This is a genomic window from Bosea sp. F3-2 (assembly GCF_008253865.1).
Lineage (GTDB): Bacteria > Pseudomonadota > Alphaproteobacteria > Rhizobiales > Beijerinckiaceae > Allobosea.
In genome coordinates this window covers 3,213,937-3,224,691 of record NZ_CP042331.1, presented here as the reverse complement: position 1 = coordinate 3,224,691, position 10,755 = coordinate 3,213,937, and the positions used below count along the sequence as shown (strand labels likewise).

11 protein-coding genes and 2 pseudogenes are annotated in these 10,755 nt (G+C 63.4%); 5 read left to right on the top strand and 8 right to left on the bottom strand.

The genetic code is table 11. From position 1 onward, the window contains the following. Window positions 1-72 precede the first annotated feature (72 nt). Window positions 73-426: pseudogene (locus tag FQV39_RS34405) on the bottom strand (adenylate/guanylate cyclase domain-containing protein); the annotation flags it as partial. 131 nt (window positions 427-557) lie between these two features. Then, the gene (locus FQV39_RS14955; protein WP_149131017.1) at window positions 558-1,661 is read right to left on the bottom strand and encodes a branched-chain amino acid ABC transporter substrate-binding protein; all 1,104 of its coding nucleotides are present in this window, start codon (window positions 1,659-1,661) and stop codon (window positions 558-560) included. Window positions 1,662-2,207: 546 nt separating this feature from the next. Between FQV39_RS14955 and FQV39_RS34400 the strand changes: the two genes are divergently transcribed. Next, window positions 2,208-2,384, top strand: a complete 177-nt coding sequence (locus tag FQV39_RS34400; RefSeq protein ID WP_187639935.1) for a winged helix-turn-helix domain-containing protein — start codon at window positions 2,208-2,210, stop codon at window positions 2,382-2,384. Between the two features lie 499 nt (window positions 2,385-2,883). Here FQV39_RS34400 and FQV39_RS14945 read toward each other — a convergent pair whose 3' ends face one another. Then, window positions 2,884-3,192, bottom strand: a complete 309-nt coding sequence (locus tag FQV39_RS14945; protein ID WP_149131016.1) for a hypothetical protein — start codon at window positions 3,190-3,192, stop codon at window positions 2,884-2,886. 5 nt (window positions 3,193-3,197) lie between these two features. Continuing rightward, on the bottom strand, window positions 3,198-3,410 hold the full coding sequence (locus FQV39_RS14940; protein ID WP_149131015.1) for a hypothetical protein: 213 nt from the start codon (window positions 3,408-3,410) through the stop codon (window positions 3,198-3,200). Window positions 3,411-3,509: 99 nt separating this feature from the next. Here FQV39_RS14940 and FQV39_RS14935 point away from each other — a divergent pair, with 99 nt between their 5' ends. From FQV39_RS14935 to FQV39_RS33720, 4 genes and pseudogenes are all read left to right on the top strand, one after another. Beyond that, on the top strand, window positions 3,510-5,165 hold the full coding sequence (locus FQV39_RS14935; protein WP_248313014.1) for a tetratricopeptide repeat protein: 1,656 nt from the start codon (window positions 3,510-3,512) through the stop codon (window positions 5,163-5,165). Between the two features lie 259 nt (window positions 5,166-5,424). Then, the gene (locus FQV39_RS14930) at window positions 5,425-6,342 is read left to right on the top strand and encodes a phosphatase PAP2 family protein (protein ID WP_248313406.1); all 918 of its coding nucleotides are present in this window, start codon (window positions 5,425-5,427) and stop codon (window positions 6,340-6,342) included. Window positions 6,343-6,377: 35 nt separating this feature from the next. Continuing rightward, the gene (locus FQV39_RS14925) at window positions 6,378-8,555 is read left to right on the top strand and encodes a S8/S53 family peptidase (protein ID WP_149131013.1); all 2,178 of its coding nucleotides are present in this window, start codon (window positions 6,378-6,380) and stop codon (window positions 8,553-8,555) included. A 150-nt stretch (window positions 8,556-8,705) separates the two neighbouring features. Then, window positions 8,706-8,876: pseudogene (locus FQV39_RS33720) on the top strand (metallophosphoesterase family protein); the annotation flags it as partial. 4 nt (window positions 8,877-8,880) lie between these two features. Here FQV39_RS33720 and FQV39_RS14910 read toward each other — a convergent pair. From FQV39_RS14910 to FQV39_RS14895, 4 genes are all read right to left on the bottom strand, one after another. Beyond that, window positions 8,881-9,249, bottom strand: a complete 369-nt coding sequence (locus FQV39_RS14910; RefSeq protein ID WP_149133855.1) for a DoxX family protein — start codon at window positions 9,247-9,249, stop codon at window positions 8,881-8,883. Window positions 9,250-9,350: 101 nt separating this feature from the next. Beyond that, complete coding sequence (locus FQV39_RS14905) at window positions 9,351-9,581, bottom strand: DUF4287 domain-containing protein (RefSeq protein ID WP_149131011.1); 231 nt, start codon at window positions 9,579-9,581, stop codon at window positions 9,351-9,353. Window positions 9,582-9,640: 59 nt separating this feature from the next. After that, window positions 9,641-10,348: an AraC family transcriptional regulator gene (locus tag FQV39_RS14900; protein WP_187639934.1), complete on the bottom strand. Its 708-nt coding sequence runs from the start codon at window positions 10,346-10,348 to the stop codon at window positions 9,641-9,643. Window positions 10,349-10,442: 94 nt separating this feature from the next. Next, window positions 10,443-10,739: a helix-turn-helix domain-containing protein gene (locus tag FQV39_RS14895; RefSeq protein ID WP_149133854.1), complete on the bottom strand. Its 297-nt coding sequence runs from the start codon at window positions 10,737-10,739 to the stop codon at window positions 10,443-10,445. Between the last annotated feature and the right edge of the window lie 16 nt (window positions 10,740-10,755).

Sequence of the window (10,755 nt, the reverse complement as noted above, 5' to 3'; positions counted from 1 at the left end):
GGCGCGGCGCAGGGCCGCGATCTTGGAATCCATGACGACGATGGCCGGAGCCACCAGTCGTTGCGCCGCCACCGTGGCGTTCGAGAGGCGTCGGACCAGGGCATCCCTGCGCTCCGACACGTCGAGCCGGCGCGCGACGAGACCGGCAAGCGCGGTGAGATTTCGACGGAGCCCCGAGACCGCCGGCTCCATCGCGGCGAGCGCCCCGGGATCGACGGCGCCGCGCCTGATCTGGGCGAGCAGGGTCTCGAGACGGTCGACCTCGATCATGATGGCAGTGGAGACCTCTCGGTACTGCCCTTGGGAGCGCGCGCCCAGCAGGGTCGGGGCGGCGGCGACGATGCGCTCGGCCTGCCGCGACAGATCGAGCGCGGTGAGGGCAGAGGGCACGCGCTGCTCGGTGATCCGCTCGAGGACATAGGCCATCTGGCGGAATGCGTAGGTGCCCGCGGCAGCCGCGAGAACGGCAAAGGCGCTAATGCCGAGGAAGGCGAGGAGGAGACGCCAGCGGACGCTAGGCCGGATGGGCATGATCCACGAGGGCTGAACCCCCTCCCTCATTCCAGGGGCACGTATTTGCCGCCCCGCCAAATATACCAGTCGAAGCCGGATTGCCTTACGTCACCGTTGGCGTCGAAGCTGATCCGGCCCAGGATTGTGTCGAATTCGTTCGCGCGCAACGCGCCGATAACAGCCACTACATCGAGCGAACCGGCCTTCGTCACCGCTTGCGCCCAGGCCTGGACGGCTCCGTAACTATAGAGGGTATATCCATCGGGCTCGAAGCCCTGCTGGCGGAAGCGGGCCACAACCGGCGCGGCGGCAGAATTCCGGCGCGGATCGCGGAAGAACGTGAACAGGGTTCCCTCGCCAGCTTCTCCGGTGACCTCCCCGAAGGCTTCGTTGGCAATCCCATCCCCCGACACGAGTTGCATCTTGTAGCCTTGGTCCCGCGCGCTGCGGACCAGCAATGCCGCTTCCTGGTAATAACCGCCGAAATAGACTATTCCGACCCCAGCGGCCCGGAACTTCGCGATGAGCGGGGCATAGTCGCTCTGGCCTGGCGTGAGATCTTCGTAGAGTGCCTCCGCAACACCTCGCTTGTTGAGTCGTCGCCGCGTTTCATCGGCGAGGCCCTTGCCGTAGACAGAACCATCGCTGAGAATCGCGATCTTGGCATCCCGCCAGCGCTCAGCAAGATAGTCGCCAGCGATCGCGCCCTGCTGATCGTCGCGGCCGCAGACGCGAAAGACGTTTGACCTGCCTTCCTCTGTCAGCCGCGGGTTGGTCGAGGATGCCGAGATTTGAATGATTCCGGCTGCCTCATAGACCTTGGCTGCCGGGATCGACGCACCAGAGCATTGGTGCCCGATAACAAACGGCACCTTGGCGGCTGCGAGCCTTCCCGCCACGGCAACGGCTTGGCCGCTGTCGCAAGCGTCGTCGAATGAGATGAGCCGCAGCGATTGGCCGAGGACGCCGCCGCCGGCATTGAGGTCGGCGATCGCCATTTCGACGCCTTGCTGCTGTTGATCGCCCTGATAGGCATTGGGCCCCGTGAGGGCCCCCGCCGCGCCAATCACGATCTCCGCACGAGCAGCCGCAGCTTGCATCACCGCTACGGTCAAGGCCGTAGTGAGGTTCCGTAGAACTCGCCTCATGACGCGCCTCCCGCCATGGGTACAGCGGCGCCGCCGGATCGTCAGCTACAAACGCACGAGACCCAATGATACAAAGGGCAGGCCTTACTCTCTGAACGCAAATGCTCACCCTGATCGCAGTCTCGGCAGCGAAACCGCCATGAGAGGGGCGACTGACCTCCAGTTCGGATGTTAAACGATCAGGCCCCTCAGGTCGACGCTATTCCATCTGCGCATCGGCATTGCGCCAGTTCGAGGCGCACCGAATGATCGATGAGGGATGTGCAGCATTACGAGACGCGCAATGGCCGGCCTTATAGCAAGCCTCACTGAGGCTGACTCTGTCGGGGCTTCTCAAGGCGACGTTGCTCTGATTCAACATGGCGAACGAGGGAGTTCGCCATGGGAACCTTGCCGCTTCGGATTGATTTCGATGCCGCGTCATGCCGGCTGGCACCCAAGCGCGTCGTCCCCTTGCCGCGATCCATGAGGGCACACGCTCCGAGGCGGCAAAGATCGACGGCGTGACGGTCCAGATCGTCCGGAACTGAGGCGCTCGCGGCCATCGTGGAGAGTGGCCCCATTCCCGCCAGCCACGGGGGCGTGCGCTGGCGGATCATCGATCTGGTGCAATGGGTCTGGGAGGAGTTCGCCATATCCGTGGGCGAGCAGACGAGGAGCCGGGAACTGCGCGCCATGGACTATCGCAGACTCTCCGCCAGGCTCGAAATGAAACGCAGCTGATTTCGCTTTGACTTCATCAATGCCCTGCGCAGTTCAAATTGGGTCGGCCTCGGCCTGATGGTTTTAGCTACCGCAAGGTCGAGGCCAATCACGAGGGACTCGGCATGGGGTCAGATGCCACGCCAGACAGGACCGGCCCGCAGCGATGCGGGCGCTAGGCTCGGTGGCTCGGGCGCGCATCTCTTTTGCAGAACTGGATGATGTTCGAAGGAGCGGCTGTGTTCTGAGCCCTGCTGAGACTGACCAACGCCGTTTCGATAGCCTTGCGCAGGCGTTCGTCTTGCTCGGTGTGGCCTGTTACACAAAAAAATGCGCTCAGCAGGTGCACGGAGCACTCGTCGTAACTCGAAATGGAACGTCCATAATCTTGCTTCAGCGACATGATGGCCCCACGCGGTACACAATGTTTCAAACCGGGCCGGCATAAGCGTAGCAGGAGATAGAAGCGCAAAATTCAGCCCCTAAAGCTTCAGGTATTGAGAAAGCATACCGAAGACGATCAGGCGGCTTCGATCGGCGCAACGATATCGCGGCCGTTCTCGTGGTTGGCGGCGGCCGAGGTAGGCTCCGCACCCGAAGTGTTCTTGATTGGGCTGCTCCGCTGCATCGAACGGGCCAAGATCAGCAGCTTTTCAATGTCTTCCAGACAACCCCGTGCCGCCACGCGATGGGACTGCACCATCCAATAGAACTCTGCGGCCTTCCGCGCACTTTTTTCCCGGTTCGCTAGCGCTTCGTATTTCGTCACTGCGGTACGGTGCTCGTCTAGTGCGAGTTTCAGTTGCGTCAGCAGGGTTTCAATGGACATTGCTTTCAGGCGAGGTCTCGTGGCCCGACCCGGTCGGCGAGCCGCAACAACCACTTCATGACTTCCTGCTCGGTCGCGCTGAGTGTCTCGCGTTCGGCGATTTCAGTGGCGACGATCCGAAATTCTGGCCATCGCAAGTAGAAATCGGCGAGGTCGCGCGGCGGCACCAGAATGATCCGGGCCCCGAAATTTTCTGTCGTTTTGGCTGAATTCGTCATGCCGATCAGGCTAGCTGCCTCGGCGTTCGCCGGCGCGTGAAAAAACTGTGAAACCGCTTGGCTTCGCTCCGCTCGCTGCCATAACTTGGGGTTGAGCGTATGGGGCGCTACGTCATGCTGGGAGAATTACTGACTATCAACCTGTTCGGAGCGTGCACGGTGTCGTCAGCCGAGGCCGGTGGCTTCGTTGTGTCCGGCGCAAAGCACCGAGCCCTGCTTGCACTGCTCGCAACAGCTCCCTTTGGGCGTCGCACGCGCGCGTTCCTTCAGGAGACGCTGTGGGGGGCCACTTGCTATGACACGGGGCGGCAAAGTCTTCGTCGGGCGCTTTCGGACCTCCGGCACATCATGGGGAAGAGCTACGAAGAGTTGATCGCGGGTAGCAATGCAGATCTCTCCCTGGATCTCTCACGCGTGCGGTTTCTCGGGCATGTCTCGTCCGGCCCGTTCCTCGAGGGCCTCGACATCCGGGAACCCGGTTTTGTCGCATGGGTGGCCGGCATTCGACAGAACCCTGGACAATTGGCCGGATTGTTCAGAGGCAGCCAGGAGCTGTTCTCTCCGCTGCTTCCGGTCGTGGCGGTCCTCCCGTTTCGGGCCGTTGACGGTGAGCATCCGACGCGTGTCTTGGGCGACTGGGTCGCCGAGGAGATCTGCCGGTCGCTCAGCCGCTCTCATCTGCTCGCGGTTATCTCGCATCTGTCCTGCCGGGCCCTAGCGTCAGCGCAGATCGACATGGCGGCCGTACGCAATGCCTTGCAGGCAGATTACTGCGTTACCGGGACGCTGCGTCGATCGGGCGGCAACCTCGTTCTGGACACCGATTTCGTGGATACCCGCTCGGGGCGCATCCTCTGGACCCGCCAGTTCATGCAGGCGGCAGAGCGTTTCATCGACGGGTCGGCGGAAGGTCTTGCGGCCATCGTTGCGGCGGTCGGAGCCGCGATCGCGGAACAAGCACTCGTCTATGTGCGGAGCAAAGTCCCGGCCGCGATCGACGATCACTGGCTCCTGATCGCGGGAGTAGCGCTCATGCACCGCGCCACGTTGCGGGACTTCGCCCGCGCTCGCGAACTCCTTGAGGAGGCCGCACGCCGCGCGCCCTATACGCCCGAGCTTCATGCCTGGCTCGGCAAGTGGTACGTGCTCAGCGTCTTCAACGGCTGGAGCGCAGATGTTGCGCAGGAGACGCGGCATGCGCTCGACAGCACGGCGCGCGCGCTGGACCTTGAGCCCGACAACGCATTCTGCCTGACCATCGACGGCTTTGCCCAGAATAACCTTCTGCGCCGCCTCGATATCGCCGATACCCGCTATGCGGCGGCGCTGGAGCGAAACCCGAGCGCTGGCCTGTCCTGGCTTCTCAAGGGCGCGTTACATGCTTTCCGCGATGAGGGAGCATCCGCAGTCAAGGCTACGGAACGCGCGCGTCGGCTCTCGCCCCTCGATCCCTTCGGTTACTTCTACGACTCTTTGAATGCGACCGCGCATTTGGCAATGGGCGATCACCAGCGTGCGCTCGACTTGGCCGATCGTTCCTTAAGCCAGAACGATCGGCATCTATCGACGCTGCGCACGAAGATCGTCGCTTTGCACAATCTGGGGCGGGGCCAGGACGCGGCCGTCGCCGGCCAGGAGCTTCTGCGCCGGCAGCCGGATTTCACTGTCGCGGGGTATCAGCGCAGTCATCCGGCAGCTGATTACGCATTCGGTCGAAACGCCGCAGCGGCTCTTCGTGCGGCCGGGATTCCGTGAAGGGGGAGGGGGCATGTCGATACTTGGGGGCACTGGCGGAACAGGCGGTACCGGAGGCACTGGTGGTACGGGGGGCACCGGTGGAACCGGTGGGACTGGCGGAACCGGTGGCACGGGAGGGACAAACCTCACCGGCCTTGGCGCCTTCATCGGCGGCGGCCCTGTCGATCCACTGACAGCACAGGGCCTGCTGATCTGCAGCCAGGCCATCATGCATGCCGCAGGCAGCGGGCCGGTTGAGAGGCCGTCCTCCTTGAAGATGTCCGATCCCGAGAATCTGGCGGGCTTCGAGGGATGGGTCCGCGCGTCGCTCTATCTCAGCGAATTCCTGCGTCAGCTTGACTGGAGAGCAGACGCCCGCGGCGGGATCGGGGCTGTTTCCTTCTCATGGCAGAGGCCGACCTTCCTCTCGCTGCACAGGCCGTCGATGGAGCTCTTCCTCGAACAGGTCGCACTGGTACGGGAATATATGGATCTGCGCGGCGAGCGGTCGGCTGAGATCCTGACCCAACTCGGCTATCCGATTGATTATTTCGCGACAATTCTCGGCCTCAACGCCGCACGCAATCGGTTCACGTTCGAGCTGATCGCCGCCACGCAGGTGCTCACCTCCCATGTCGCGATGGTTGCGAAGCACCATCTCGCGTGCCGGCGGCCGGATCGGCTCGGGACGACGGTGATGCCGATGATCTCAACGCCCGGCCATGCAACTTTTCCCAGCGCTCATGCCGCCGAAGCCTTCGCGGTCGCAACTGTTATCGAAGGGCTGCTCAAGGCGGTGGCGCCGATGAAGCACTACCCGTCTTCCGAACGGCTGGCGCGGCTGGTCTTCAAGCAGGCCGAACGGATTGCCGTGAACCGCACCGTGGCAGGCATGCATTTTCCGATCGATAGCTGGGCGGGGGCCGCTCTGGGCGAGGCGGTGGGGCAGATTGTTTTGGCCCTCTGCGGCGCAAAATCAGTCAAAGTGACGCCGCGAACCTATGTCGCTCAGAATATCGACTTCTCTGTGAGCGCTTTCCGGCCGGATCTGTGGCCTGGCGTCCCAGCGGATCATGCTGATCCGAAAATCACGGGTCTTTCTCGTGACGTCGATGGACGTGGAGTCCCTGTTCGCCGCAGCAGTCTCTTCGACTGGTTGTGGAGGAAAAGCCTGGACGAGTTTCGGCTCTCCTGAAGCGACAGCGACGCAGATCCGAGCGGGGTTCTCCAATGTCCGATGACCTCACAGAATTGATCGGTCCCTATGAGCGTTGGGCGCACGGGACCGGCGCGGCCTATGCGTTTGCGGGAGCCACCGTCGCGGACAGCCCGTTCATGGCAGCCACCGCGGAGTGGCCCGCCGGAACGGACCCATATGCGATCGCCGCGGGGCTGGCGAACAACGGTTCGTTGGGGAGCAGCAGCCCGGCAGTGCTCTTGCCTACGCTTTGGTCCGCTGCCTTTGACGGCGCTGAGCGGGTGTTCTGTCCGGCCGTGCTGCGTACCGCCGAGCCGGTTGCAGGCACGGGGGCGGACCGCCTGCGCGATCTCGCCTCAGCTTGCTCGCAGCTCAAATCCGAGCACGCAAAGCGGCCTGCCGCGCAGGAAACGGGCATCCGCATCAACTCCCGGATTCCGCGATCGGCTGTGCATCTCGGGTTCCATCCTGACAATATCACCGAACGCTACGCGACTTGCCCCTCCGCACCTGTTCCGCCGGCGGCCATCATGGCGGTGATCGATGACGGGATCGCCTTCGCCCATGAGAATTTGCGGAATGCCGCCGGTGCGACGCGGGTGGAGTTCTGCTGGCTGCAGGGGGCGGAGGCAGATGGCATTGCGGAGCCGACAGTCCTGTTTGGGCGCGAATATCTGAGCGATGCAATTGACGTGCTTATCCAAGCCCATGGGCACGACGAAGACCTGCTCTATCGGCGCGCCTCACCCGATCGCGGCGTCTATGCTGGTGCAACGATCGACCGATTAGCGACGCACGGTGCCCATGTATTGGACGCTGCCGCAGGTCACCGCCATGGCAGCAAGCCGAGCCCAAGCCGTCCTGTTCCTCCGGCGGGCGATCTCGACGCGTTGCGGGTGATTGCCGTGCAATTGCCAGCCCCGGCCACGATTGAGACGGCCAGTTTCGGCAAGGACGCCTTCATCCTGAGCGCCTTCCATTACATTTTTGACCGGGCGGATCGGATTGCCGAGCGCTATCTCGGGAAGGGAGCCGCGCTACCCCTCATCATCAACTTCAGCTACGGTTTCAATGGCGGGCCGCACCATGGCGGCGAACGGCTGGAGCGGGCTTTGCGGTCGCTCATCCGCCGGCGTGTTGCGCGAGGCGGCGCGACCCACCTGATCATGCCTGCGGGCAATGACTTCCTGAGCGGTCTCCATGGCGAGATCACGCCCGATCTGCTCTCTGGCGACGGCCACGGTTTCGCAATTCCCTGGCGGCTGCAGCCGAACGATCGGACATCAAACTATCTTGAGATCTGGCTGCCGCGCGGGGCAACCCCCGACCATGTTTTCATCAGGATCACCGACCCCGTCGGACATATGGTCTACGACGGCCCGATCGAAAGCGCGGGATCGAGCATTCGGCATGTAGACCTGATGCCGGCCGGAGCGCCAGGGCAGCATCCGATTGGTCAAGTCAGCGTTGAGCGCTACCGGACCGATGATGACAAGGCCTTGTGGCGCTTCGTCATTGCGTTGGCGCCGACGGAACCGGACAATCCGACCTTGCCGTCATCGCGGTCTGGAACTTGGACGGTGAGGCTCGGGCACCTGTACAGAGCAGTACAACACGGCCCGATTACCTGCCGCATCCAGCGTGACATCAACCCTTTCGGCTATGCACTTGGTGCGCGGCAAAGTTATTTCGATGATCCACGAGACGAGGCGTTTGATGCCTCGGGACATCGGCCGCTTGGAGATAATCCAGCCGGGGTTTTCGTCCGGCGGTTCGGGACGCTCAACGGTCTTGCGACCCACGACGCAGCGGCGGTGGTTGGGGGCTTTGTGGCAACTTCTCAAACCCCCGCTCTCTACAGCGCTGCCGGCCACGACCCATCGCTCCAGTCAGGTCCGGGGCGAGTCCATCTGTCCGCTGCCTCAGATGCATCTACCGCACTTGAGGGCGTGCTTGCTGCTGGTACCCGCAGCGGTGGCGTTGTCCGGATGTCGGGAACGAGCATGGCGGCGCCGCAAATCGCGCGGGCGACTGCTATCGCGTACCTATCGGGAATGGGTCGACCGAGCGGATCGAGCCAAGGTGATGCAGGCCATGACCTTGTGCAGTTGCTAGACGGTCAGGTTTGCCCCGTATCCCAGGATGCAATCAGCCGCGTCAGACTTGGCGAGGCTCTGCTGATCTCACGAAATCGAACGCTCTACCGTTAGGCCCGATACGCGCCCCAGCGTCGAATTGCTGGGCGGCGCTGGCGTGCAGGGCGATGCCGGCGCGCGTCGCGATCTCGTAGCCGAGGACGAGACAGGTCAGCAGGGCTTGGCCATCGAGACCGCCCTCCTCGAGCAGATCCAAATTTAGAAGTGAGAGAGGCGCGGCATGAGGCCATCGGTCGCCTCGCGCAGCATGCGCGCGAGCAGGGTGCCGACACGATCCTGCTCGCGGGCGATACGTTCGACACAGAAACCCCGGCACCGGATATTCGCCGGCAGGCGCTCGCCGCGATGCGCGACCGTGCTGCGATCCGCTCCGTCGATGTCAGACTTCCGCCGATGGCAACTTCAGCGGCAACAATGCCCTGATCTCGGCGTCGCGTAGATAGAGGCCACCCCATGCAAGAACGGCGAGATAAACGCCAAACAGCATGTGGGTGAAGATCGGACTGCCAACCCGTAGATGTGTGGCGACGGTGCCACCCATATAGGCGGTGAGAAGGATCGCGCCGAGGACGGCGGTTCGTGGGAAGGCGTAGAGCGCCGTGCAGGTCAGCGCCACGAAGCCGAGCCCCCGCGCCAACCCGGCTGATGGCGGATAGCCCAGCGCGGCTGTCGTCTCGATCACGACGTTCAGGGGGACGAGCTTCAGCCCGGCATCGAACAGCATGAAGGTGATGACGAGGCCGCTCATCACGGCGCCGACCGCGGAGCCGGCCTTGCCTGGACCGTCGTCTTCGCGGGGCGGAGCCGAGGCTTGCGGCGCCGAATCCGGCGAAGGGGAAGAGGGCGCGCTCACGACTCGCCTTCCCGCTTCGCACCCTTCAGTAGCGCGACGATCGCCATGGCATGGCCATGACCAAGGCCGAACTCGTCCTTGAGCGCGGCAACGACGGCGCCCGCCTTCGCGCCGGGAGCCAGCCCTGTCCCGGTTGAAAAGCCCTTGTCCCGTCCCCATTGGCGGAACTGGTCCGGAGTCTTGCCCGTCTTGGCTGCGATATTGTCGAGATAAGCCTGAAAACTCACCTTGCCCTCCGACCCTCGCAGTTCCCGCCCACGAGCGGGAACGAGCGACAGATACCGGGTCAGGCGGCGGCTGTTTTGTACGAAAACGACAATTGCGGCTTCTCGCGCAACAGCCGGGCCGGCGTCATTCCGATCAAATGCCGGACGGCGCGGGTGAGGTGAGCCTGATCGTAATACCCCGCCTCGAAGGCGGTGCCGAGCACCGACTGTCCGCTCGCCAGCAAGGCGGCGGCATGGCGCGCCCGCTCGATCTGCTGATAGGAGCTGAAGGTCATGCCGGTGACCCGGCGAAAATGGCGCTGGACCGAGCGTTGACTCATCCAGTCGACATCGCCGACGATGGCCGCGTCGGTCGCATGACTGCGTGCGATGACGCCGAGGCTTGCCAGCCGCGCCACGAAAGCCTCGGCGTTGTCGAAGTCGGGAATCTCCCAGGCTCGGTCCGAAAGCCAGAAGCGGCCGTCGGGAAGCACTGGCAGCTGGAGGTCCTGATGGTCGATCAGGGCCGCCGTCGGCATCCAGGGCAAATAGGTCCCCAGGCGAAAACGGATGGCGAGCCATTCGCCATTCGGCGGGCATTCGACGAGCGTGCCGCGGGAAACCGGCCCGCGCAGCAGGACGGCGAGGAAACCGGGCAGCCGGGTCACGACCAGCTCGATATTGCCCTCGGCCATGGACAGAAACGAGCCGCCGCTGCGGCTGCGGCTGCGCCAGATGCGCTCGACATAGGGCGAACTTGAAACGCGGTCCTCGAATTCCAGAAACACGGGCGATCCTGAGGCTGGAGTGACCATTCCCAAGCCTAGCCAAAACCGTGGGCTTCGTCGAAGTCGAGGTAGTTCTCCCGGCTGAAAATCTGCCTCACGGTGTTTGGCTACGGCCGCCAGTCGTCATGGTCACTGGAGCCGCAGGAAATCTTTCAGGAGAGGTTGCTGGCGTAGGCGCGCATTCTTCGGAGCGTTGCGAGGTCCTCGCCCGTCTCCAGGCGCCGGGGCTTTCACCGGTCATTTGCCCGAAGACGCGTGTGAAGTGGCTCTGATCGCCAAAACCGCAAATGAGGGCGATATCCGAGAGGGGCAAATTTCCTTTCGTCAGGAGTGACTGCGCTTCCTCAACGCGAAGTTGTGTGAGGTAGCGCTGCGGTGCGACACCGGCGATGTCACCTTAACCCGCT

Excerpts from the sequence above, each read along its gene's own strand:
- FQV39_RS14955 (WP_149131017.1), bottom strand. The coding sequence starts at position 1,661 with ATGAGGCGAGTTCTACGGAACCTCACTACGGCCTTGACCGTAGCGGTG.
- FQV39_RS14945 (WP_149131016.1), bottom strand. The coding sequence starts at position 3,192 with ATGTCCATTGAAACCCTGCTGACGCAACTGAAACTCGCACTAGACGAG.
- FQV39_RS14940 (WP_149131015.1), bottom strand. The coding sequence starts at position 3,410 with ATGACGAATTCAGCCAAAACGACAGAAAATTTCGGGGCCCGGATCATT.
- FQV39_RS14935 (WP_248313014.1), top strand. The coding sequence starts at position 3,510 with ATGGGGCGCTACGTCATGCTGGGAGAATTACTGACTATCAACCTGTTC.
- FQV39_RS14930 (WP_248313406.1), top strand. The coding sequence starts at position 5,425 with ATGTCCGATCCCGAGAATCTGGCGGGCTTCGAGGGATGGGTCCGCGCG.
- FQV39_RS14925 (WP_149131013.1), top strand. The coding sequence starts at position 6,378 with ATGTCCGATGACCTCACAGAATTGATCGGTCCCTATGAGCGTTGGGCG.
- FQV39_RS14910 (WP_149133855.1), bottom strand. The coding sequence starts at position 9,249 with ATGAGCGGCCTCGTCATCACCTTCATGCTGTTCGATGCCGGGCTGAAG.